The 25,471-nt window shown below is 43.3% G+C and carries 17 protein-coding genes, 1 tRNA gene and 3 pseudogenes; 6 read left to right on the plus strand and 15 right to left on the minus strand.

Annotated features, from left to right (window positions below):
* Positions 1-25: 25 nt before the first annotated feature.
* From KCV26_10360 to hcp, 10 genes are all read right to left on the minus strand, one after another.
* Positions 26-1,960: a hypothetical protein gene (locus KCV26_10360; GenBank protein ID WZX35715.1), complete on the minus strand. Its 1,935-nt coding sequence runs from the start codon at positions 1,958-1,960 to the stop codon at positions 26-28.
* A gap of 71 nt (positions 1,961-2,031) precedes the next feature.
* Positions 2,032-3,372, minus strand: a complete 1,341-nt coding sequence (locus KCV26_10365; GenBank protein ID WZX38375.1) for a DegT/DnrJ/EryC1/StrS family aminotransferase — start codon at positions 3,370-3,372, stop codon at positions 2,032-2,034.
* Between the two features lie 51 nt (positions 3,373-3,423).
* Positions 3,424-4,179, minus strand: a complete 756-nt coding sequence (locus KCV26_10370; protein ID WZX35716.1) for a DeoR/GlpR transcriptional regulator — start codon at positions 4,177-4,179, stop codon at positions 3,424-3,426.
* A gap of 300 nt (positions 4,180-4,479) precedes the next feature.
* Positions 4,480-5,862 (minus strand): hypothetical protein, encoded by a 1,383-nt coding sequence (locus tag KCV26_10375; GenBank protein ID WZX35717.1) that lies wholly within the window; start codon positions 5,860-5,862, stop codon positions 4,480-4,482.
* Between the two features lie 136 nt (positions 5,863-5,998).
* Positions 5,999-7,258 (minus strand): hypothetical protein, encoded by a 1,260-nt coding sequence (locus tag KCV26_10380; protein ID WZX35718.1) that lies wholly within the window; start codon positions 7,256-7,258, stop codon positions 5,999-6,001.
* Positions 7,259-7,613: 355 nt separating this feature from the next.
* Positions 7,614-8,957, minus strand: a complete 1,344-nt coding sequence (locus KCV26_10385) for a Gfo/Idh/MocA family oxidoreductase (GenBank protein ID WZX35719.1) — start codon at positions 8,955-8,957, stop codon at positions 7,614-7,616.
* Positions 8,958-9,057: 100 nt separating this feature from the next.
* A complete protein-coding gene (locus KCV26_10390; GenBank protein WZX35720.1) occupies positions 9,058-9,588 on the minus strand; it encodes a DUF1858 domain-containing protein in 531 nt (176 codons plus the stop codon).
* Positions 9,575-10,810 carry a DUF438 domain-containing protein gene (locus KCV26_10395; GenBank protein WZX35721.1) on the minus strand — a complete coding sequence of 412 codons (1,236 nt, stop codon included), beginning with the start codon at positions 10,808-10,810 and terminating at the stop codon, positions 9,575-9,577. The genes KCV26_10390 and KCV26_10395 overlap by 14 nt, the downstream gene beginning before the upstream one ends.
* 4 nt (positions 10,811-10,814) lie before the next feature.
* A complete protein-coding gene (locus tag KCV26_10400; protein ID WZX35722.1) occupies positions 10,815-11,138 on the minus strand; it encodes a cupin domain-containing protein in 324 nt (107 codons plus the stop codon).
* Between the two features lie 117 nt (positions 11,139-11,255).
* The gene (gene hcp / locus KCV26_10405; protein WZX38376.1) at positions 11,256-12,917 is read right to left on the minus strand and encodes a hydroxylamine reductase; all 1,662 of its coding nucleotides are present in this window, start codon (positions 12,915-12,917) and stop codon (positions 11,256-11,258) included.
* A 249-nt stretch (positions 12,918-13,166) separates the two neighbouring features.
* Here hcp and KCV26_10410 point away from each other — a divergent pair, with 249 nt between their 5' ends.
* The 3 genes and pseudogenes from KCV26_10410 (at position 13,167) to KCV26_10420 (ending at position 16,750) form a co-directional block, all read left to right on the plus strand.
* Positions 13,167-13,829: a Crp/Fnr family transcriptional regulator gene (locus KCV26_10410; protein ID WZX35723.1), complete on the plus strand. Its 663-nt coding sequence runs from the start codon at positions 13,167-13,169 to the stop codon at positions 13,827-13,829.
* Between the two features lie 114 nt (positions 13,830-13,943).
* Positions 13,944-15,268, plus strand: a pseudogene (locus tag KCV26_10415) (Gfo/Idh/MocA family oxidoreductase).
* 154 nt (positions 15,269-15,422) lie between these two features.
* A pseudogene (locus tag KCV26_10420) lies at positions 15,423-16,750 on the plus strand (Gfo/Idh/MocA family oxidoreductase).
* A gap of 60 nt (positions 16,751-16,810) precedes the next feature.
* Here KCV26_10420 and aspS read toward each other — a convergent pair.
* Complete coding sequence (gene aspS / locus KCV26_10425; GenBank protein WZX35724.1) at positions 16,811-18,565, minus strand: aspartate--tRNA ligase; 1,755 nt, start codon at positions 18,563-18,565, stop codon at positions 16,811-16,813.
* A gap of 144 nt (positions 18,566-18,709) precedes the next feature.
* Here aspS and KCV26_10430 point away from each other — a divergent pair.
* Positions 18,710-18,784, plus strand: a tRNA-Pro gene (locus KCV26_10430).
* A gap of 214 nt (positions 18,785-18,998) precedes the next feature.
* Here KCV26_10430 and KCV26_10435 read toward each other — a convergent pair.
* Positions 18,999-19,103 carry a hypothetical protein gene (locus KCV26_10435; GenBank protein ID WZX35725.1) on the minus strand — a complete coding sequence of 35 codons (105 nt, stop codon included), beginning with the start codon at positions 19,101-19,103 and terminating at the stop codon, positions 18,999-19,001.
* Positions 19,104-19,312: 209 nt separating this feature from the next.
* On the opposite strand from KCV26_10435, the gene KCV26_10440 reads away from it, so the two are divergent.
* Positions 19,313-21,043, plus strand: coding sequence for an alpha/beta hydrolase (locus tag KCV26_10440; protein WZX35726.1), 1,731 nt, complete (start codon positions 19,313-19,315; stop codon positions 21,041-21,043).
* A 157-nt stretch (positions 21,044-21,200) separates the two neighbouring features.
* Positions 21,201-22,415: pseudogene (locus KCV26_10445) on the plus strand (IS5 family transposase).
* A gap of 383 nt (positions 22,416-22,798) precedes the next feature.
* Here the strand turns inward: KCV26_10445 and KCV26_10450 are convergent.
* The 3 genes from KCV26_10450 to KCV26_10460 are packed head-to-tail and all read right to left on the minus strand — an operon-like array spanning position 22,799 to position 25,442.
* Positions 22,799-23,317: a hypothetical protein gene (locus KCV26_10450; protein WZX35727.1), complete on the minus strand. Its 519-nt coding sequence runs from the start codon at positions 23,315-23,317 to the stop codon at positions 22,799-22,801.
* Positions 23,295-24,104: a glycerate-2-kinase family protein gene (locus tag KCV26_10455; protein ID WZX35728.1), complete on the minus strand. Its 810-nt coding sequence runs from the start codon at positions 24,102-24,104 to the stop codon at positions 23,295-23,297. Before KCV26_10455 ends, KCV26_10450 begins: the two co-directional genes overlap by 23 nt.
* 9 nt (positions 24,105-24,113) lie before the next feature.
* Positions 24,114-25,442: a GntP family permease gene (locus KCV26_10460; GenBank protein ID WZX35729.1), complete on the minus strand. Its 1,329-nt coding sequence runs from the start codon at positions 25,440-25,442 to the stop codon at positions 24,114-24,116.
* Positions 25,443-25,471 lie beyond the last annotated feature (29 nt).

Genomic DNA, 25,471 nt, shown 5'->3' on the forward strand with positions numbered 1-25,471 from the left:
TATCTATATTAAATGTGTGAAATTTTTATCGGTTGTTATTTTTAATTTCAGTAAGGATCTTTTCTTCTACATTCCACGGATAAGTATCGGGCATTCCATACCAGTAAAAGGAATCCATCCCTTCATAATTCCGCTTTTCGATATGTAAGTGAGTAGGTAGATAACTGGAAACATCGTTTGTATAACCGGTTACAGAGACCATTTGGCCTGGCCACATCTTCTTTACATGCAAACTGTAGGGTGTAGTTGTTTCCCGCGAGAAGCCCACCAGTTTCCAGTTCCCGACATTCAGTGTATGCACATAGACCGGCATCGGAAATTGCTTCGTTCCCCGTTTCAGGTAATCCAGCATGATCTCACCCCAGGTCTGGTTCCTTTCGGCAAGCATGGCGTTGGCATTGATTTTTTCATCCCCTGTATAGGCCAGGATCTCATCCCTGCTTTTCACCGGTACATCAAAAACAACGCTGTCGAGAAAAAAGGTGAGAGGCCCACCGATCTTTTCCATTGGACGATTCAGCACAGCCATCACTTCGTTGCCCAACTTTTCACCCGTCGTATATTCTGAATTGTCTGTCGGATTGATGTCCCCGGCGGTACCCTGTAAAAAGAGAGTACGGGTGATGCCGCTTTTTTCTTCGATCACTTTTCTCGCTACCCCCGGGAAGTTGGCAGAAAGTGTAAAACGATCCTCCGGTGAACTGAATACTGGATGGCACGCAGCAATAAAGAGACATCCTTCGCTTTGATCATGCAGATAACGGAAGCGAAGTACATCGACGGCATTATCATAGATCTCCGGATGATCCCTGAGGCTCCTGTTGTAGCCGAGCTGTGCACTGCCTCTGCCAATGAATAGTTCGGCTGGCTTAGCATTGTCTATCGATTCTTCCACCGCCTTTACAATTGCCTCACGTACCACTGTATAGAGATAGGTGGAGTCAGCAATCCGGTTGCTCTCCTGCCAGGTAGGCCAGTTTTGAGTGACCGGGGCAAAGTGTGTATGAGAAGAGTTGATAAATACAGCCGAGTGAGGGAGAGCCCGTTTTTTATAGAGTTCATTCTTGACCATGTTGGTAAAGGAGTCATTGATACCGGTCAGGTCCAGAGCGACAACTATTACGGTTTTATCGGCAGTGGCAATGGAGAGTGCTCTTGCCGAGAGCTCCTGCCTGCTTCGGTGTTCTCCCTGAAATAACCTGTTGGAGCTGTCTATCCCATAGAATTGGTGTCCGGCAAGGGCCAGGGCCTTGATATCCTCATGGACAGTTACACCGTTTTTATAACCGATCTTGATCCATTTACCCTGCTGATAGGTGCCACCCTGTTGATAAAGCACCCCTTCCCGGGTAAGAGCAAGTAATCTGTCAGCATCACCAGCCAGAGAAATTACATCTTCAAGGGGGAAAAAAGAGGCCTTTTCCCATTTCAGTTTCCTGGCTTTAAGGTCTGCGACATGAAATAATCCCTCTTTGTCTGCCAGATATAGTTTATTTCCTGCAACAGCAATGGCATGGACCGGTTGATCCCAGTGGCCCAGGTTTTTCCACCTGAGCTTTTTCCGGGATAAATCACTTTTTTTCAGCTGGCCCTCCGAATCAACACCATAGATTGTGTTCGTTCCCGCGGCTATTTGTCGAATACCGGTTGCATCGCCGATTTTCTCCCATCGAGAAGTGTTTTTGCTACTGCTGCGGTACAGCGATTGGCCATCCACAAAAAAGAGGTGGCTTTCTCCACCGGTAATTCCCAAATAAGCGGGCATTGTTCCCTTTTCTTTCCAGTGCAGTGTGAATCGGCCTTCCCAAGGAGCAGCATAGCCGGCAAGGGTAAGTGAGACAAACTGATCGTCCGGCTCAAGACTTGTAGAGGAAAAACCCACCCGGTAGGAATCCTGAGAAAAACAGGGGTATAGAAACAAAACGATCAGTTGAGAAATAAAGACTGTTTTTATTCTCATAAATATACGGTTTGAAGTGATTTATTCTTGAACCTGAAACTCTTTATAATTTGAAATGAAGTACAGGAAAATTACAACTTGCTGATTGCTTTCGCTTCACGGGATATCTTCCTGATAGCGTCGGCAATCATATCCATATTCTTTCTGTCACCAAGCAGCATGGTTTGGGTAAACCATAACGCTTCTTCTTCGCATAACTTATCGTTCACGGGGCAGGCAATCTGTTCGAGCCATTGTTTCATTCCCCTCTCCCCGTAAATTTTCAGGTAGTGCTTGTTCTTCGCCAGATTATGTACATAGGCCTCTTTGGTCAGGGAAGTATAACCTGTCGAACAGGGAATGCCTTCCGCATTTAATGCCCGGACAAATGTGGAGCGATCCATACCGGCGAAGGCTTCCTTGTTGTAACGGAACATATAGAGATGGAAAGCGCTGCGGGTGGTCCCTTCATAGAGCTTGGCGGGCTTGATCCCGGGAATCTCGGAAAGTAACCCTGAGAGATATGCTGCATTTTCTGATCGTTGTTTTATTTGTTCAGGGATGCGCGTCATCTGCGCCAGAAGGATTGCTGCCTGGAACTCCGTCATTCTCAGGTTTGAACCACGGGTGCCCGAGCCGGGTTCAAGGCTTGCCGCATCGGAACCCTGTCCCTGGTGGTGAAAACTGTAGCATTTGTTGTAGAAACCCTTATCGTTGGTGATGATCGCTCCTCCTTCCCCGGAATTGAGGTTTTTGGAAGCCTGGAAACTGAAAGCCCCTCCCAGTCCGAAATTACCGACTTTTTTCCCTTTCCATTCGGCAAAATGTGCTTGGCAGGCATCCTCAATGACAGGGAGATTATGCTTGGAGGCAACCTTCATCACGGTATCCACATCAAATGGCGATCCGCCAATATGTACCGGCATTAATGCACGGGTTTGAGAAGTGATCGCCGACTCAATCTTTGAGGCATCAATCTGGAAACTTTCTATATCCGTATCCACAAAAATGGGCAGCGCATAGTTTTGTACAATCACGTTGTAGGTGGCGATAAAAGTATAGGGTGGCAAGATCACCTCATCGCCGGGGCCGATATCCAATGCTCCGAGCATCGTCGTTAAGGCCGTGGTACCACTAGAGGTGGCAAGGGCATGTCCAGAACCGGTCATTTTCCGGTATTCGTCTTCAAACCGTGGTGCTGTGGGACTGCCCAGGCGACACCATTTTCCACTTCGTAATACTTTTAACAACTCTTCTTCTTCTGGAGTTCCAACTACAGGCCATCCGTGCCAGGTACCGTTGAACGAGCGTTTTCCACCAAGAATTGCCGACCTGCGCGTCTGCGATTGCATTGAGTAGGGCAAGCCTGACAGCCCAAGGGCTGCTCCCATACCTATCATCGATGAGCTTTTAATAAAGCCTCTTCTGTTGATTTTTTTTGTTGTCATGTTATAATCTTTTAGTTATTAAATTGATGTGGTAAACTAATGGATATTTATGTGGCTGTATTGATTCCGGAATCCGTCGAGAAAAGGATTATTACAATCCAGTTCGGTGATCAAGAAATCGATGTCGGACAAATCTGATACCTGATGGCGTTGCGATAAATTCAGTTTTTCAGCAATTGTAAGCAGTACATTCTTTTCCGATACCTCAAACATGGCCTTGTTCACCTCAACAACCTCCATATCGATATCTGTCATTCCCCGTTCAACGGAGATCGCATTTACTCCCATAAAACAAAGATCAAATCTTATTCGATGCAACTCATTAATGGTGTGAGCACCTACATGAATGTTATGATCTTTTTTTAATTCCCCCCCAATAGTAAATACTTTTATGTTTTTGTACTCCGAAAGAGAGATTGCTATCTGCGGACTTATGGTAAAAATGGTGAGGTTGAGATTTTCAGGAATAACCTTCGTCAGTTCAAAAATAGTGGTCCCTCCCTCAAAAAGCAAGGTCATGTTGTTTTCAATCAGTTTTACAGCTTTTGCAGCAATAATCCTCTTTTCTTCTATCGAATAAACATTGACGTCAGCAATAAAAGGCCTGACCAGGGATTTACTGATGGCACCGCCGTGAACCCTGACAATGTGTCCGCCATCAGCCAGTTCTTTCAAGTCTCTTCTGATGGTGTCTTCTGATACGTTTAACAATTTGCTCAGATCAACAGAAAGCACTTTATTGTGCAAATTGATCTGTTTCATGATAATCTTAAATCGTTCTTCCTTTAGCATATCCTGTCGTCTTTGATTTCAATTAGGTTTGGTGCAGCTACAACGCATACATTTAAGTATAACTAAAAAACAGTTATTGCGTTTTTATGCGCTTTTACAATGCAAATATAGGCATAAATAAGTACTTAGAGGTAGGATCTTAATAGAAAAAAGTAATTTAGTAATATTTAACTATTTTCCGGAGACAGGATTTTTATACTCAGGCAGTACAAAAGAATGAAAACGATCCTAAAACGCTAATCGTGATTGATTGTGATGGAGCCGATGATTATATGATTGATTCCTTTTGTGAATTCTGGGTTACTTCTGGGTTAGTAAACTTTCGATTGCTTGCATCAGAGTATCACTTGCTTCGGGGGAGATACCCGATACCTCTACTTCATAACCTCCCTGTTTATAAGCTTCCCGGGGGGCTATATAGCCCGGGCCGTAATCTCCGTAGGCAGCAACTGCTACAAACAAATCGGGACGGATTTTTTTTGCAAACAGCTGAAATTCTACAAAACACTCTCCGGGTAGTCCGATTATTCTGGCTTTTCCGATTTTTAAACACGTGATGTCAGTTTCTCCGCCATCCCTGTATCGTTGAATATATGCAACCCGGGAGACAATTCCTGGCAGAGCCTCTTTCTCCTTGGTTTTTTCCCATTTGTTAACCTCTTCAAGACTCTTGTCAGAAGGACGCAAACGTACCGGTTGAACCAACCACTCTACTGAAACTGCCGCGACGGCTTCTTTCTCTGTGGCGCTCCAGGCCCTTCTCATGCCATCCGCCAGACGTTGAGCGAGAATCCATCTGTTTATCTTCGAGCCGTCGTTGTATTTTCCAGCGGCAATATTGCCACCTGCTCCGTTAAAATGCAGATGCAAAACATCAGGCACCTCCAGCTGTCTGAGAAAACGGGCTATTCCCGGAAAATCGGGGTTGGCAATACCGGTCCGATAATAACTTTGAGGATGGGTTGCATAAAAACTCAGTATAGCTACCGGTTTTTCTCTCTCCCAAAAACTGATCAGGGACACTTTGGGATCGATCAGCCCTTCTGGCTCGTCTCTGAGATTACGATCCCCACATGCCGAAAAACGGGTAGCTTTGACAAGGGAATCACTTCCGAAAATGCGGCGATTGGAAGCAACTTGATACACTTCAGCCTCTCCCAGACCAATATGTGTAATAGGGTGGGGGTTCTTTAGTGATTCTTTCACAGCATCAGCCAATTTAACCATCAGCTGGCGGTCGTAGGTGCCTTCATATCGTTCGGGATCAAGATTTGCTTCAATTAACAACTTCTCAGCTCCAAAATCGGAACGGGGAGCATCATGCTGATGAAGCGAGTGTAATGCAACTCTGTTGGGAGTGGTTCCTGCTGCTTCAGCCAATGCTTTTCTGAAAGCCACATGACTTTCATTGGCGATGCCAATCCAGTCAATTGCACATAAGACAATCGGTTCCCCCGATCCCAGGATCACTACTCCTCGAGCACGAAGGCCCAAATCCCAGCTGTTTTTCATTTCATCATATGCCAGAGCTGTCCCAACGGAAGGGGTAGCATCCAGATCGAAGACAGATATTGCAATTGAATTATTGGCTGGAGGAATCTGATTTTTAGCCATCATCATATACGGTGCCCAGGTAATGGACAGCACCATCAGCAAACATTTCAATCGTTTATGAACTGTCATGACATTTATTCTTAGAACATATTAATAATCATTCGTGCCAACGATATGGATGATTTCAACACGTGAATTAAAAACCGAAGCCGGCAGGTCACTCTTTAATAGCTGTTATTGTCGGGCCAGCCGGCTAAGGTGCCGTTCAGGTGTCAAGAAAGATTTTTACCAGATCATCTATCTTTTTTCCATTATGATCAAATCTGGCAACGGTATAGATATCATTATCATCACCGATAGCAATAGAATTTACATAGGTGGGGAAATTGCCATTCTCATAAAAAACCGGGCCCAGATCCTTATATTTTTGCTCCGGAATATTATACGTAACAACGTGCAGATATTCTAATCCTTTAGGAGCGCCCATGCTTATTTTTTCCAATCCGGCTATTCGTTTTCCATCCTTATATATAGGAGCACCGGTAAGATAAAAAATGGTATCGTTCTTAATTTTAAATCCCAGGTATCCATAGCTAAACTGATCGAACATTCCGCTTTTACGAGAAGGTTCAGACGTGATTCTTTCGACGATCTCAATCTTCCGGCTCTTAGGATCGAAGTTGAAAAGATATCCTGAGTTCCCATGTACACCGTAAGCTTTGTTTTCTGGCCCGTACCAGAAGATTTTCCTCCAGTTATATCCCATGCTGCCGGCATCCTTTACATCGTATTTCCCAAAGTAATCAAGTCTCATGCTTACCTCCTCCATTTTCTGTGGAACCTGATCTGTGAAAGGATCATATTCGTAGATATCACCTTCAGCCGTAGAATAAAAAACATGTCCGTCATCAGGGTTTACAAGGATGGAACGGCACAACACCCTGTAATCTTCCCCTCTTTTTCCGAACTCGCCCAGTCCATTGATAAGACCCAGATTTTTTAGTGTATTCTTTTTTATATCGTAATCGATAAAATATCCCTTGGGCCAGGTTATGCCATACAAACGTTCTCTTTCTTTATCCATTGTCATGGTAAGAATTCCTTCCCCATCGGGTGCCAATGCTAGATCCTGAATCTCTCCGGTGGTCATATCGTAATAGAGAAAATGTCCACCCGGATAAAGTTTATATCCATCAGGTGCATTTACAGGAAGTTGCTGTGCACCATCGATCATTTCGTAATATCCAACATGTGTGGCAAAAAAGAGTTTGTTGTCGTGTTCAAAGAATTCGGTATGACTCTTTCCCTGAGAAATATAATTCAGTTTCTTCTCCCCCAGGGCTTCTGAGAGATCCGCCAGAAACTGAGTCTTGTCTGAAGCCGGATCGTAGCAATACATCTGAGCTCCAACGTCGTGCCGGGTTGAACAGAGGACGTAGTAAATTTTTCCGTCACTGGCTTCGGAAATGGCATTGTAGGTTTCATGAGCATCCTGAAATCCTGAAAAATAGGTTTTAGCAATCATTTTTCTAATATTTATAGGTTTTATTATCCGTAAACAATCATAGAAATCTACTGGGATTTCCGTTTTTTCATTTTTTTCAAAGTTCGCCAGGATAAACCATATAATATCAGAAAATTACGCAAAGCTTCTTTCAAAAAGCGCAAGAAAGAGAAGACATGTTCCATTAGTTGCTTAAAACCTTGGATAATTGTTCTCATTGCGTCAGATCTTATAAAGATAGAACAAAGTATATTTCAGGCGTCCGAATGCAGACAGCCGGAATTAAAAAAAATCCGCCAGGATTTTTGTGTGTTAACCTTACAAAAATCTGGCGGAATGAAAGAATGAAAGAATGAGAGAATTTATAAGAATGAATTTAAAGTTTCATTTCCCAACCTTTTTGATATTTCCTGCTCCACAGTTTGCTGGCTGCACGGTTATTGATAATGTGGGCGTTGGTGGGATTTGTCTCGAATGTAGTTCTTGTGCGTTGGGCTATATTCCCTAAATGTGCCAGGGTTGTGCTGATACATCCTACGTTAATATCGGCATTAAGCGTAGACCCTTTTCTGATACCGTCCAAAAAGTTGGAAAAATGGAACGAGTCCAATTGTTGGGTGGGGTTTGTAGTATCCCCGGCCTTGAAACTCATTTCACTGGTTACCTCTTTTACAAGCTTATTCTTCAGGTCGTACACCTTGTAAGCATTTCCTCCTCCGATCACCAGGGTGCCGGATTCGCCGTAGAATGCGCAGCCTACCGAAGAGTCTTCAATATTCCGACCGTTGCAACTCCGACCTTCCCATGTGATTAGCTTGTTGCCTCCAAATTCGAGGTTGACGATTTGTGTATCTGGAAATTCCCAGTCATCACTATAAAGGTATCTGCCTCCTGAGGAATCAACATGGGTAGGATAGGTCAAGTCCATTCCCCAACGGAGAATATCAAGAAAATGCACACCATTATTTCCAGCTTCGCCGGTACCCCAATTGTAGAACCAATGCCAGTTATAGTGGAGATAGTTGTCTTTGTAGCTGGTTACCCTTGGTGCCGGACCTTGCCACAGTTCCCAGTCAAGCCATTCCGGTACAGCCGTAACGTTTCCTGTTCCAATTGATGGCCTGTTATTTGCGTACCAGGCTTTACCGAAGTAGACTTTGCCAATGATTCCCTCTTTTATTTCCTGTACCGCTTTGATTACATTAGGCCACGATCTGCGTTGCATACCTGTTGCAGTAACTATGTTATATTTTTTCACTGCCTGCATGAGGATTTCATCCTCTGCCGGATTGTGACTGGTGGGTTTTTCCAGATAGACATTTTTGCCGGCTTTCATAGCCATCAGAGCAGCTGGTGCATGCCAATGTTCGGGTGTAGCAATGATCACGGCATCTAAATCCTTTATTTCAAGCAACTTTCTTAGGTCTTTTTCTCCCTGAGGGGTATTGCCTGCAATTTTTTTTACGTTGGTGATACATTTTTCCATGGCACGTCTGTCTACGTCGCAAACGTAAGCTATTTCGCATCCTTTTTCCCGTGCAAAACCTCCCGACAAGGCGTTACCACGTGAGTTTACACCAATAGCGCCCATTTTTATTTTCTCGTTGGCCCCGACTATGTTTTTGTAGCTTCTGGCGCTAAATCCAGGTAAAACACCCCCTATAGAAACCAGTGTTGTGCCAATGGCTGCTTTTTTGATAAATTCTCTTCTTGTAGTCATGATGATATTTTTAGAAAAACACGTTTGAATTTGACAAAAATACAAAATTAATTGGCAACGGTTTTTCTATTTACGTTTGATTATCATCAAAAAACGCAGATTACTTCATTTTCACGAAGGTTCTTACAACGCCTTCATCAGGCGCAAGCATCGTGACGCTGTAGCCTTTCTTTTGTAGCAAATCGATCAGTGGGGTGGGAGGAAACGAAGAGATAAATTCCAGACAATCTCCTTGATTCAACTTATTGGCGAGATCAAGTATTTGATCCTTAGGGTGATTTCCGGATTCGATGATGGGGCGGACATCCAATGTGTGCGTAATGGTTGCCGGGAGCATTTTTTCTGAGAAAGGGATATGAATATCTTCACTGTTTGGACAGAAACTGTTCTCAAGCGGCAATAGTCCTGCTTCCTTTCTGAGCGTATTAACCATCTCCACTATACTCACACCTCCCACTTTTGCCGCTTGCTGCAACGAGGTTACTTTTGCTACCGTTTTTCGCAATACCGGATTTTTTAATGCGGCAAAAGCAGGAGAGAAATGCTTCAAAAGCTCTTCCAGTTGCGGAAATTCTTTTAATAAATCGGCAACTTTGGTGTCGGGAGTGATGTCGGGATTATTTGTGTTCATACGAAAGCAGTCGCTGGTCGCCTTCCAGTTTTCTCATTTGTGTGATATCTTGCGTTACTTCCACAACACCCAGATACTCCCCTTCTTTTCCGCGTACAGCCGAGTATTCGATATAGATGAACCGCCCCATGAAGTTCGACATCCAAAAAACGGCTTTGTTTTCTTTCCCGCTTTTGAAATCGGAAAGTATTTGCTCTACCACGTGCACACTTCCCGGCGGATGGCACATCCGTACATCACGTCCGATAATAGAACGGTTTCGCTCGAAAACCCTGTTGGGACTGTGTGAAAAGAAACGTACCTTATCGATTTTGTCCACAAATGTAATGTCGATGGGAAGATGTAAGAAAAGGGCTTCTAGCTCAGCGAGATTAAATGCTCCGGAGGAAAGGCGTATAGCATCGGCGGTCACGTATTCCTGTTTTTCAACCTTTGTGCCGGACGGTTGCCATTCGTCTTCCGGGTCAAAAAGGCAGTAACCGAAATTAGGCGTTTCCTGATAGACCTTGTACCATTCTTCTTCGGTTAATGTGTCCATTGCCATTGGGAACAAAATTTCCTCTTCTTTCATAATCATTCCGTCCAACATCTCAACGGCCGGAACAAGTACGAGCTGAACAAGGGATTTCATTTCTTCCACCGTTGAAACGGGTGATTCCAGCGCTTCAAAAGAACTTTTCAACAAATCCCTGATTTCGTCGTGTTTACCCCACATCACCTTTGGAGGGCCTGTGATAAGGTGTTTCTCCAAAAAGGGGAAAAGCAGATATTCCTTCCGTTTGTAGTGTTTATCCACATCGGATAAGTTATTGAATATTGTACGAAGCTGCAGTATAAATCCCGGCAGTTGTTTTTCGCTAAGGTCAGTTACGTTATCAAACAGGCCGGCGATTTTAATTACTTCTCTTTTTAATGACTGATTTTCTTTTTTGAATGTGTCCACCGGATGCCCTGCGGGAACGGGTTTGGCACCACCCAAATCGATGCTACCGTCGAGTACAGCCGTATGCAAATCGCAGAAATCGAGAATTTCTTCCTCGGTAAGTGCGTTGCTATTGATGAGTTCCTGTTCAACTTCCACCACTTCGTTGTATGGGATGTTGCGGAGCACTTCGATAAGTCTTTGTCGCAGCACTTCGGGGTTTTCTCCTTCGTGTAAACGGAGGAGAAGGTGTCGCAACAGTTCTTTGCGCTGCGACGAGTTGTTGATTACTTCACTCATAAATTTATTGCTTAATCATTGTCAACACCATTTTAAACGGCTCAATAGCATAGAGTGCATGAGAGAACCCGGCAGGCATAATGATGCACTCACCTTTTTTCAAATGGTGAGGATTGCCGTCTATGCGGATTTCTGCCTCACCGTCCAGCAGGTATACCATCGCATCATAGGGCGAGGTGTGTTCCGTCAGTCCCTGGTCTTTATCGAAAGAAAACAATGTGACGTTTCCCGATTGCTTTTTTATAACTTGTTTGCTGATAACGCCTCCGGAGGAATATTCAATTGAATCTTCCATCGTAAAAATTTTTGCAGGTTCAAAAGTTGCCATAATTGGTTTTAATTGATGATTGATGCGGTAAAGATATTATTTAGATTGAAACTAAACTGTAACTCAGGTTACAGTTTAGAATTTTTTCGATATCTTTCACTTTTTGAGTAAATCGGATCATTTGCTCTCCACCGTTTCGAGGAGAAGTTTCATGTCTTCGTCCACGCTTGTAATTCCCGTAATTCCAAAGTTGTTTACCAGTACATTCACCACGTTGGGTGAAAGGAATGCAGGGAGGGTCGGTCCAAGGTGGATGTTCTTTACTCCCAAATAGAGCAGGGCCAGCAAAACAATTACCGCCTTTTGTTCATACCAGGCAATGTTATAAGCGATGGGCAAATCGTTCAAGTCGTTTAAACCTAGGGCTTCTTTTAATGCGAGAGCGATTTTTACGAGTGAGTAGCTGTCGTTGCACTGTCCGGCGTCAAGTACACGGGGAATGCCATTGATATCACCCAACGGTAACTTGTTGTACCGGTATTTGGCACAACCGGCGGTTAAGATGACTGTATCCCCGGGCAGTTTTTGAGCGAACTCGGTATAATAGTTTCTTCCGTTCATTCTCCCGTCGCATCCTCCCATCACAAAGAATTTGCGAATGGCGCCGGACTCGACTGCTTCAACCACTTTATCAGCAAGAGCAATGACCTGATTGTGTGCGAATCCGCCTACAATCTCACCCGTTTCGATTTCTTTGGGAGCAGCACATTTTTTGGCATGTTCGATTATTGCAGAAAAGTCTTTTGGTTGTCCCTCCTTTCGGTCCCCGATATGCTTGAATCCTTCGAATCCCGATGCCCCTGTTGTATAGACCCTGTCGATGTAAGTGGATGATTTTCGGGGAGGGACAATGCAGTTGGTCGTAAACAGGATAATTCCGTTAAAATTCTCAAAATCTTCGGTTTGATGCCACCATGAACTCCCGTAATTGCCCACGAAGTGGCTGTATTTCTTAAATGCCGGATAGTAGTTTGCCGGAAGCATTTCACTGTGCGTGTAAACATCTACCCCTGTCCCTTCGGTTTGTTTCAGCAGATCTTCCATATCCTTTAAGTCGTGTCCGCTGATGAGAATTCCCGGATTGTTACGTACGCCAAGGTTTACTTTTGTGATTTCCGGATTTCCGTAACTCGATGTGTTTGCTCTATCCAGCAATGCCATTACCTGTACACCGTATTTCCCGGTTTCGAGAACCAGTGCGGTCAACTCGTCAACCGAAAGGGTGTCGTCCGTTGTTGCTACCAGCGCACGCTGCATAAAAGCGAAAATTTCGTTTTCTGTGTAACCTAAGTTGAAAGCGTGTTCGGCATATGCAGCCATTCCTTTTAATCCGTAAATGGTGAGTTCACGAAGAGAGCGGACATCTTCATTTTTTGTGGTAAGCACACCCACTTCGAACGCTTTTTTTGATATTTCGGCTTCGGTTTCTCCCACCCAGAGAGCACCGTCAAAAGTGATCCCATCAATATTTCCCCCTGTGTTAGTCAGGCGTTCCCTTGCGGCATTCCGCATTTCGAAAGCCATTAACAGGCGTGTGGTAAACCGGTTTTTGTCGAAATTGGCATTTGTGATGGTCATAAACAAGCTATCAGTAATAAATTTGTTGATCTGCGGAATTTCAATCCCATATTTTCTCAACGGAACGGTATAATGTGAAATTCCTTTGCACAAGAACAACAGCAAATCCTGAAGGTTGGCCACATCTGCGGTTTTTCCACATACTCCCTTTACGGTGCAGCCTTCGTTCTTTGCTGCTTCCTGACACTGAAAACAAAACATTTTATCCATAATACTTTTAATTTTTATTGTTATTGTTTAGTGAGACAAAGGTAGTCCGGAGAATCATGAACTTTTGTAACCCAGGTTACACGAGATTTTTTTAGGTAATTTTAAATAGTTTGTTGGATTTTCAGGGTGCATATGCAACCATTTGGAAGAATAACCTGCGGAACTTAACTGCTTGAGTAAATAAACGTGTTTTTTTGATTGTTTGTATGGATTTAATTATTTTTGTTTTTAAAAAAATACATGTACAACCCAATTCTTGCTGATTGTCCACTGTTTTCCGGAATCGACGATAAAACTCTTGAGGATTTTATATCCGATACAGTATGTGAAATCCGGACTTTTCAGAAAGGAGAATACGTGGTTAGACAGGGAGACACTATCACTTTTCTGTACTTATTGACGGAAGGGATTGTGCGCACTGAAATGATTACAGCTGAGGGTAATTTGGTTGAAATTGAATTTATTGAGGCCGTTCGTCCATTAGCACCTGCATTTATTTTTTCCGACCAGCACAGGTTTCCTGTCGATGCCATTACCATGGAGAAGGCAGTTGTTTATATGATTCCAAAATCTGTTTTTCTCAAAAAAATGATGTTGAATGAAACGTTGCTGAGAAACTTTTTGAGGCTGAATTCCAATATGACGGTCTTTTTATCAGGGAAGGTCAAAATGCTTTCTATCAAGAGTCTGCGTGCGAAGTTGTCCTTATATATCCTCGAGAACACCTCTCCCGATCAGGACAGTTTTATTTTAAAAAGAACTCAGACGCAATTAGCCGAATATTTTGGTGTTCAGCGTCCGTCCCTTGCACGCACCATTGGCGAGATGATCAATGATGGTGTTATTTCTTTATACAAAAAGGAATTAAAGGTGTTAAACCGGAAAAAGCTGGAGCATTATTAAAGCATTTTTTCCACAATAAATGGACTTATATTTGAATTTATCCGTTATATTTGTAAAGTTTAAAGAAAAAAGTTATACTTAAAAAAATTATACTTAAAAATTTATCTAAAAGTCATGAGTAATCAATTAACAAGAAGAAAATTTTTGAAAACGGCGGCTATCGGTGCTGTTGGTGTAGCCGTATTCCCACAGTTCGTAACGTCTTGTCAGAACAAGAAAGCCGGTGAAGTTGCCGATGGAATTATCCGTCTGGGATTTATTGGTTTAGGGCAGCAAGCCATGTATTTGCTGAACGGATTTATGGGGATGCCGGAAGTAGAAGTTGTGGCCGGATGCGACGTGTACGGTATCAAGCGGGAACGATTTCTGAAGCGCATAAACGATCACAATGTCACACAGCAGAAATCTGTAGCAGTAGAGGTGTATGAGAACTATAAGGACTTGATCGCACGAGAGGATATCGATGCGGTTGTGATTGCTACGCCCGATCACTGGCACGCGTTTATTGCCATAGCAGCATGTAATGCCAAGAAAAACGTCTATCTCGAAAAACCGTTAACATTTACTATAAAGGAAGGCCAGGAATTGGTAAAAGCAGTAAGAAACAACGGAGTAATTCTTGCTGTTGGCAGCCAACAGCGTTCAGATCCTAATTTCCAGCACGCTGTAAAAATGGTACAAGAAGGAAAAATTGGAAAAATAGAAAAAGTAAATGCTTACGTAGGCGCTCCCCCAACACCGTATGATCTTCCCGAAGAGTCCGTTCCGGCCGACTTGAACTGGCCACTGTGGTTGGGCCCCTCTGAATTTATACATTATAACTCGCAATTAAACCCGCCCATTTCACTTGATCCCGAGCAAAAAGAACAGTTCTGGGGAGCATGGCGCTGGTACAAAGAGCTAGGGGGTGGATTCACTACCGACTGGGGTGCCCATATGTTTGATATTGCACAATGGGGATTAGGCATGGACAATAGTGGTCCGGTGGAAATTATTCCCGCAGGATATCAAGATACAAAATTTCTCACGTACAAATATGCTGATGGCGCTGTAATGACTGAAGAACCTTTCGACGAAAAACAAACAAAAGGTGTGAAGTTTTGGGGGTGATAAAGGTTGGATTGAAGTATCGAGGGGGCACTACTTAGCTTCGGATGACAGTTTGTTACCTCCTAAAGTTGAAGAAACAGAAGGTGCATATGAAACGAAAGTCCCGCATTTGGAAAACTTCATCAATGCTGTAAAAACGAAAACCGATCCGGTTGTGCCGGTTGAAATCGGACATCGCAGTTGTACAGTATGTACGCTCGGAAACATCGCTTACGACATGAAGCGCCCGATAAAATGGGATCCTGCCACAGAAAAAATTTGTAGATGATCCGGAAGCGGATAAAAACAGGTTGTTTAATAAAACCTATACTGAAGGTTATATCCTTTAAAAGAAGCAATTTATGGCGTGAGGGTGTTCTTTAAGGAATACCCTCATCATTTTTCCTGCTGATCCATGTTTACATACCATTTTGAATAAAATCCAGACAAGTCGAAAGACTGGTGTCGGGTGTTAAATTAACTTATATTTATTTATCTAAAGTCATGAGTAATCAATTAACAAGGAGAAAATTTATTAAATCAGCAGCCGTTGGAGTGGTTGGTGTAACGGTGCTTCCCCAGTTTTTGGCTTCCTGCAACTCAAACAAAAAATCGGGAAATGAGAAGATTGACGATGGTATCACTCGTTTAGGGTTCATCGGTTTAGGTCAGCAGGGTATAGGCCTGTTGGGTGCATTTCTGACTATTTCAGGAGTGGAGGTTGTAGCAGGAAGTGATGTATACGGGATTAAGCGGGAACGTTTTCTAAAACGGTTGAACGATCATTATGGATCGCAGCAAAAAAACTGTTTCAGTGGATGTTTATGAAAATTACAAAGATCTTCTGGCTCGCGATGATATTGATGCCGTTGTGATTGCCACACCCGATCATTGGCACGCTTTTATTGCCATTGATGCTTGTAAAGCAAAGAAACACATTTATCTGGAAAAACCGTTAACATTTACGATAAAAGAGGGTCAGGAACTGGTCAAGGCCGTACGCGAAAATAATGTAATTCTTGGTGTAGGCAGCCAGCAACGTTCGGATCCGAATTTTCAACATGCTGTGAAAATGGTTCAGGAAGGGAAGATCGGGAAAGTTGAGAAAGTGAATGCTTATGTAGGCCCTGGACCACATCCGTATGATCTGCCGGAAGAACCTGTACCTGCCGATTTGAATTGGAAAATGTGGCTAGGCCCGTTGGAGTATTTTCATTACAATTCCCGGTTGAATCCACCCATCTCGCTTGATCCGGAGCAGAATGAAAGTTATTGGGCTGAATGGCGTTACAACAAGGGATTAGGCGGAGGATACACTACCGACTGGGGAGCGCACAACTTCGATATCGCTCAATGGGGTATCGGGATGGATAAGAGCGGTCCAGTTGAAATTATTCCCGCCGGCTACGCGGGCACGGAATTTCTTACGTTCAAATACGATAATGGAGTAGTTGTGACCAACGAGCCGTTTGACGAGGGAAAAAACATTGGGAATTAAGTTCTGGGGAGATAAAGGCTGGATTGAAGTTTCGAGACAATTCTATCATGCTTCCGATGAAAGTCTGATGCCTCCTAAGGCAGAAACTCAGGGAGGAAGATATGAAACGAGAGTTCCACATAATCAGAACTTTATCGATGCCGTAAAGTCAAATATTGATCCCATTGTCCCGGTAGAGATTGGGCACAGCACGTGTACTACGTGCAATCTAGGCAATATTGCCATTGAACTGAAACGTCCGGTTAAATGGGATCCGCAAACTCAAACATTTGTAGATGACCCCGAAGCGACAAAATACCTCACGAAAACATACAGTGAAGGGTTTTCGATCTGATATTAAAAAAGCTGCCAAAATTTTTTTGGCAGCTTTTTTAATATTATTGTTCGCCAAAACTTATTTTTCTTTTTCTACGATAATCAAGCCCAGTTCATCCAGCTGCTCTTGTTCAATGCGCGAAGGAGCATCAATCATGACGTCGCGTCCGGAATTGTTTTTCGGGAAAGCGATGCAGTCGCGAATACTATCGAGCCCGGCAAAGAGTGAAACCAGCCTGTCCAAGCCGAAGGCTATCCCTCCGTGCGGAGGTGCCCCGTACTTGAAAGCGTTCATCAGAAATCCAAATTGTTCCTGGGCGCGTTCTTCGGTAAAACCAAGAACCGAAAACATTTTCTTTTGCAGCGCGCTGTCATGGATACGGATAGATCCGCCACCAACTTCCACGCCATTGATTACTAAATCGTAAGCGTTGGCGCGAACAGCTCCCGGATCTGAATCAAGCAGTGCGATATCTTCCGGTTTGGGGGAGGTAAAGGGATGATGCTTGGCGAAAAACCGGTTCAACTCTTCGTCTTTTTCCAGCAAAGGAAAATCTACTACCCAAAGGCATTTGTAATTGTTTTTGTCTCGTAATCCTAGGCGCGCACCCATTTCGAGACGAAGTTCAGAGAGTTGTTTTTGTGTTTTCTCGGTTTCTCCACTTAACACAAGAAGCAGGTCTCCGGGTTTGGCGTTGCAACGTTCCGCCCACAATTTCAAATCGCTTTCGGAGAAGAATTTATCTACCGATGATTTTAAGGTTGCATCTTCGTTGTAACGAACATAGATTAACCCTTTGGCTCCGATCTGCGGTCGCTTCACAAAATCCGTCAACTCGTCGAGTTGTTTGCGGGTGTATGCAGCGCATCCCTGAGCACAAATGGCACCGACGTATTCCGATGAGTCGAAGACACCAAAACCCCGGCCGGTTGTCAAATCCTTTATTTCCACAAACTTCATGTCGAAACGGATATCGGGCTTGTCCGATCCGTATTGCCGCATGGCATCGGCGTAGCTCATCCGCGGAAAATCGGGAAGCTCAATTCCTTTCTGCGTTTTAAAAAGATGTTTCGTCAGTCCCTCAAACATATTCAGCACGTCTTCCTGCTCAACGAACGACATTTCACAATCGATTTGTGTAAATTCCGGTTGGCGGTCGGCGCGCAGGTCCTCATCCCGAAAGCATTTCACGATCTGGAAATAACGATCGAATCCCGAAACCATCAGTAGCTGCTTAAAGAGCTGCGGCGATTGTGGCAGCGCGTAAAACTCTCCCTGGTTCATACGCGATGGTACAATGAAATCGCGTGCACCTTCCGGAGTAGAACCGATAAGCACGGGAGTTTCTACTTCCAGAAAGTCTCTTTTATCGAGATACTTCCGTGCCTCGAACGCCATTTTGTGACGGAGTTCAAGGTTTTTTCTAACTATGCTGCGTCGTAAATCGAGGTAGCGGTATTTCATGCGTAAATCATCACCCCCATCAGTTTCTGTTTCGATGGTGAAAGGAGGCGTTTGTGCTGCGTTTAAAACAGTCACAGCCGTTGCTACTATTTCAATATCTCCGGTAGGTATGTTTTGATTCTTGCTTGATCTTTCTGCTACTTTTCCCGTCACCTGAATTACATATTCACGTGCCAGTTTATTTGCCTGTTCGCAAAGTTCGCGGTCTATCTCCTGGTTAAACGATAATTGAGTGACTCCGTATCGGTCGCGTAAGTCAATAAAAGTCATACCTCCCATTTTACGAATTTTGTGCACCCAGCCCGAAAGGGTGACCTCCTTATTTATGTCGGCGATTCGTAATTCGCCACAAGTCCTGTTTCTATACATATATTTTGCTCGTTTGCCATGTTTGAATTGCAAATTTACACATTTCTAACGTTGAAACCGCTTATCGATTAAAAAAAGCTGAAAAGTTTTGATATTATCGGGATAAAATCGTACTTTTGCACCCACGTTTTGAAAAGAACGACTCGGGGTGTAGCACAGTCCGGTTAGTGTACCTGCTTTGGGAGCAGGGGGTCGCGAGTTCGAATCCCGCCACCCCGACTTAAAAATGAGGGAGTTACAGTTAATATTGTAACTCCCTTAATTTTTGATTGAAATACAGTTGAAACATTTAGTTTCCAGTTTTCGCTATATTAACTACTATGAAATACATACTTTAATCTTTACTGATTTTTTTAATGGAGGTGTGATGAAGTGCTATACTTCACATTAGCTGCAAAACTATTCTACTTTCTGTTATTTATTATTAAATGGGTTAGTGAATTAATATCCATAAGTTTACATGCATCACTGATTTTTTGGTTATGTTCAAATCTGCACTAGTTGGAGTTAAGTTACCAGAAGGATAATTATGTATCAAAACTATCGATGACGATGCTTATTCAATGAGACTGGCATAAGAAAAAATAAATCTCTGCTAGCATAAAACCGTAGTGGTATGACAAAAGTAAAAAGTTTTTTTTGAATTTCTTTATTTTAGCTTACTCCTTTTTGAAACTTAAAGCCTTGTAGCTTCAACGAATTTACGTACTTTTGTATACGTTACTTTATCTTAAATAATATTCAGCTATGAGAAAAATGGCATGCTTATTAACTTTGTTTATTAGTATAAGTTTATTTGCTAGTGAAAGAGTTCCTATTTGGCCAAAGGATAAAATGCCACATAGGCAAGATCATCAGATTGCAGCCATGGTAGACGAGGCTGGGAAAAAAGATTTTAATGCAGACAAGAATCGGGTAGCTTACCTGGAATGGTTTGATGCCCCCCCTAAGGAAGTACGTAATGGAGGATGTATGATTCTTATTTCGGGCGGTTCTTACGAGTCCTGTTGTGATGTAGAACTCATTAAACTATGGAATAAAACATTTACTCAATTAGGGTTTCAATGTATAAACTTTGTGTATAGGACGCCTAGGCCTGTGGGGCTTCCTATTTATCAAACTGCATGGGAAGATGGACAACGTGCTGTACGTAAAGTACGGAGTGAAGCTAAAAAACGTGGATTTGATCCAGAAAAAATAGGAGTTATATCCATGTCAGCAGGTTCACATTTAGCTTTATTGCTAGCGACTAGTTCACAAACATCGGCTTATGAAAAAGTGGACCCAATTGACGAACTACCTTGCAACATTAATTGGGCGATTATTAATGCTCCAGCCTATGGTACTAACGATGCAGAAACAGGTATACCTGCTAGCCGACAAGGATATGGAACGGATGTGAATTTGAGTAATGTTTTTAAATTTGATGAACGTACCTGTCCGATGAGTCTTCATCACGGAGGAACTGATATTTATGCTTCACAGACCTCGACATTGGTTTACCGCCAACTCAGACGAATGAATATTCCTGCCGAATTACATCTATATGCGGATAAGGGACATGGCGCTTTTGGACTAGAAAGAGGAGTTGAATTTATGCGCCAAATGGGATATATGGGTAAGCTAGCTGGGGAAGAAGAATTGATGAAGCGATATGCTTCCGATGATAGTCGTACCGATTATTTTAAGATGAATATTTGGCCAGAGGGAAAAACACCAGATATTCAACCGAATCAATGCACACCTTATTTAGAATGGCATACACCAAAAAACCTAAAGATAAAAGCGATACAAATTATCTACTCGGGCGGAAGTTATGAAGGCAACGACCCAGATGGTTTTGAAGTGGCTCCTGCCCGTCGCTATCTAAATGAAATGGGAATGACAGTAGTAACCTTAAAGTATCGTACACCTAGACCTACTACAGGGTTATCTAAACATACCACAGCTTGGCAAGACTTGCAGCGTGCCATCAAAATCGTACGAAGCGAAGCGTCTAAACGCGGGCTTGATCCAGAACGAATAGGTATTATGGGTAGTTCTGCAGGTGGGCATTTAACTTTGATGGGGGTTACTTCGTCTTTGCATCAGTCTTATTTGCCTATTGACGAAATTGATAAACTTCGTTGTAATGTACAATGGGGAATTGGTATTTATCCTGCATATGCGCTAACCGATGGCTCGGAGCAACCCAATATAGATAAAGGCAATGAAGATAGTGCCGTTCTCGTTCCAGAACTCTCTTTCGATTTAAAAACGGCTCCTATGCTATTTGTACACGGAGATGCTGACGGATGGGCTGCTATGAACTCAGTAAAGACTTGGGAAAAGATGCAACAGATGGGAATTCAAAGCGAACTTCATACCTTAGCTACTCGTGACCACTGTTTCCAGCTTAAAGCATCTCCAGGAACAGGGAGCTATACATACCTGGAACGTATTTGGGAATTTCTTTCCTCAAAAGGTTTTAATAAATAGTCGATCCTTAAAATAGGCATAATTATCTGATGAGCAGCAAAATAACGTTAGTATTTCTTGTGTGTTTTTGCCGTTTTTTGTATCTTTACGGTATGAAACCCTGCAAATTATGATAGGAAAATTACCGGAAAAAGGACAGCGCGATTTATTCCGTCCTATGCTGAAAGACTTTATCGACAGCAAGCACGAACTTGTTTTGCTTGCAGACAAAATAGATTGGGAATACTTCGAAAACGAGTTTTCCCCGCTGTATTCAGAAAAAGGGGCTCCAAGCGTTCCCATTCGTCTGATGGTGGGTTGTTTGATGCTGAAGCATCTGTACAATCTCGGCGATGAACGTATACCCGAGTTTTGGGTTCGAGACGTTTACTTCCAGTATTTTTTGTGGCGGAGAATTTTTTCGAACACAAGTTTCCTTTCGATCCGAGTGATTTTGTTCACTTCCGTAATCGTGTGGGAAAAAGAAGGCACAGGCAAAATATTCGCCTACAGCGTGCATCTTCACGGAAAAGAAGTACCCAGGCAATCCAAGTTTGTTCTTTCGGACACCACAGTCCAGGAAAACAACACCACTTTTCCCACCGATGCCAAATTGTGTAAAAAGGTTATCGACAAATGCAATAAAATAGCCGAAGAATCGGGTATTAAGCAGCGTCAGCGTTATACACGGGAGAGCAAGCAGTTGGTTCGCGACACTTACAACGGCAAGCATCCCAAGCGGGCAAAAAAAGCCGGAAAAGCAAAGCGACGGTTGAAAACCATAGCAGGGGCCCTGTTGCGAGAACTTGAACGCAAAATGAGCGATGAGCAAAAAGCGCTTTACCGGAAAGAGCTGTCGCTTTACAAGCGTGTTATCAATCAACAGAAAGATGACAAAGACAAGATTTACAGCCTTCACAAGCCTTTTACACGCTGTATCTCCAAGGGCAAAACGCACAAACAATATGAGTTCGGCAATAAGGTCGGACTGATAACTACGGGAAAAAGAGGTCGAAAAGTTATCACGGCGATAAAAGCTTTTTTGGATACGCCTTATGACGGAGACACCATCGATCCTTTATTGGAACAAATGCAGCAGAACAAGCTGAAACTACCCCAAGAGCTGGCATACGATCGTGGCGGGAAAGGCAGAAAGCAGATTAAGGGAGTAACCATCATTACCCCCGACAAACCCAAAGCATCGGATACGGTTTATCAAAAACGGTGCAAACGCAACAAATGTAGAGCCAGAGCAGCCATCGAACCCATTATCGGACATCTGAAAAAAGACTTTCGTATGGAACAAAACTACTTGTGGGGCGAAAAAGGCATACAAATCAATGCTTTTATGGCTGCAACGGCTTGGAACTTGAAGAAAATGATGGAAAAACTCGTAAGAGAGTTTTTGGATTTTGTTCTCAGAATATTTTTCAAGCAGAGATTACAACTTGCGACCTGATAAAAGTGATTTATTAAGGAGAGACTAAATAATAGTTTAGTGTATCTCTTCAAACTAAAGTTTATCAGTGGAATTACTAACTTAGCCGGGACACAGGGTTAAGCCTAAAAGCTTATTTTTGTGTAGTCTGAGAAGTCAGGTAACACATTTTGTCCGGAGTATCCAATGTGCTTGTATATATTTGAATATATTGAATCCCGGGGTAATCATAAAGGGAGATTCTCATCATTGGGGAACTTAACCATTGATGAATTTTGGAATCAGTTGATTCCCTGTCGATTCAATTTTATGGGCTTGTCGTACAAATTTAAACAAAATTATTGAACAATTGCCACAATTATATCCATCACGTTTGTACCTGTATTTCCGGTGATGATATGCCCTCCAACTTGTTGAAAAAAACGATAGGAGTCGCAATTGGAGAGGTAATGGTTCGGGTCGATACCCTTCTCTACAGCCTTGGTCGCGGTTTCGTAATCCACAACTGCCCCTGCTGCGTCTGTAGGCCCGTCTGTACCGTCGGTGCCCGCACAAAGAATAGTGATGTTTTTTTTACAACAGATTTTTGTTGCTAAATACAAGGCCAGGTGTTGGTTACGCCCACCTAGTCCCTTCCCCGAAACTTTTACTGTGGGCTCTCCGCCGAATAGCAGGCAAACGGGTTTGTTACCGGTGGGCTTCTGATTATCGATTGTTTTCAGAATAAAATTGGCGGTTTCGGTGACATCCTCCTGTATACTGTCGGTTACTGTATGCGTTTCAAAGCCCAGTTCCATCGCCTTTTTTGCGGAGCTTTCGAGAGCGATACCATTACTACCGATAATGTAGTTGTGCACATTTTGAAAAAACCGGATTGTCCGGTTTGGGAGTATCTGCAATTGAACCGTCTGCACCTTCGAGTAAATAATGCAACACAGACGAGGGAAGCCGGTTTTGTAGCGAATACTTATCAATAATAGTCAGTGCATCCGCAAAACTACTTGAATCACCCACAGTTGGCCCAGACGCAATCACGTCCAGCCTATCACCGACCACATCCGATAATATCAGGCACACCGTTGTTGCCGGAAAGAGTATCCGGGCGAGTTGACCTCCTTTAATTTTTGATAAATGCTTACGTACCGTATTAATTTCGGTAATATTCGCGCCGCATTTGGTCAGCAATTCATTGGTGCGTTTTAAATCATCGAGAGTTACACCTTCCGGGAAATCGGCCATTAAAGCCGATGCTCCTCCGGATATCAGGCAGATAACCAGGTCATCTTCGGTTGCTTTTCGGGCGATATTAACTATTTTTTGAGTACCTTTTACCCCCTCCGCATCGGGTATAGGATGACCAGCTTCGGTAAGTGTCAGGTAGTTCAGGTTCATTCCGTGTCCATACTTGGTGACAACGTGACCGTTTGTTATTTTGTCGCCTAAAACTTTTTCCACCCCCCTAGACATTGAGGCGGCTGCTTTACCGGCAGCTAAAACATAAATGTGCCTGAAACGGGATAACGGGAATCTCTTTTCTGCGACTTGCAATAGATCTCCGGAGAGTTTCACCTGTGATTGCATCAGCTTCTCAGGCAAGACACCGTTCACTCCGGCAAAAAATATCAGTTCGGCAATTTTTTTCATCTTTTCCGGTTACAACATGAAGAGCGAAGTCAGCCACACGCAAAGAAACGTTACAATTCCCATCACAACGGTGGCTGATGAGTATACCTTCAGCGCTGTATTTGAGCCGATTCCCGAGAACCGGGAAACCACCCAGAAGTAAGAATCATTGGCATGTGATACCATCATCGAACCTGCACCCATCGAGATCATTGCCAAAAGTTTTCCTGGTTCAGAGTCAAGTCCCAAAGCGGGTAGCATTGGTACAACGAAAGATGCAGCCGTGATAATTGCCACGGTAGAAGAACCTTGCGCCGTTTTTAAAATTGATGCTATGAGAAACGGAACGGCAAGTCCCAATCCCGTTTGCAGCAAAAACTCGCCCGCATAAGCGCCCACCCCGGTTTCCTTGATCACCAGCCCGAACATTCCTCCTGCACCGGTAACGATCAGTATCGGTCCAGCTTTTTCAATGGCAGATTCTAGGACTATATTGATATTTTTTATTGCCCTGTTTTTTAGTAGAAACAACGATAGCAATACCCCAATCATCAGTGAAACGATAGGTTGTCCGAGAAAAGCCAATCCTTTTAGTATAAAGTTGACATTGGAAATATCCAGTACGGTTAGCAACGAGCCGGTTGCTATAAGCAAAAGCGGTGTAACGATAGGTAACAAGGAAAGGTGAATCGGAGGAAGTTGTTCATTGCTCCGGATTTCATGATGAGAATTTTCGGTTTCTGTGTAAATGTCGTTTCGGGTTTGCCATTTAATCCACAAAAAGGCGGCCAAAGCTGCAGGAATAGCAAACAGTGTTCCCAAGACGATCAGCATACCCAGGTTGGCACCCAGAATCCCGGAGGCGGCCAAAGCACCGGGATGGGTGGGAGTGAGGCAATGAACTGAATAGAGCGAAGTCGCCAGTACAAATGCAATAAAAGGCAGCGCGACTTTGGCTTTGGAACTGAATGACTTTGCCAGTCCGCTCATAATGATATATCCAGAATCACAAAAAATGGGCAATCCTACAATGAACCCCGTGATTCCCATTGCTGAGGCAGCGTTCCGGTGTCCTGTCTTCGATAAAATATAATTGGCGATGCTGGCTGCACCACCGGTTTTTTCCAATACCACAGCAATGATTGCTCCAAAAATGATAAGAAATCCGATGGATGATACGGTGTTGCCGAAGCCCTGTTTAAGAATTTCCACGATGTCTTTACCTGGTAGTGCGATAACCGCAAGCAGTAAAGACACCATGAACAACGATGCAAATGCGTTGAGCTTTGTGACGGATGTAAGGATTACAATCAGTACGATGCTCAGCAGTACAAGAACGGAAATAGTAAGGATGCTCATGTGTATTTTTAGGTTTTTTACTGGCTTTC

The sequence above is a fragment of the Petrimonas sulfuriphila genome, assembly GCA_038561985.1.
Classification (GTDB): Bacteria; Bacteroidota; Bacteroidia; order Bacteroidales; family Dysgonomonadaceae; genus Petrimonas; species Petrimonas sulfuriphila.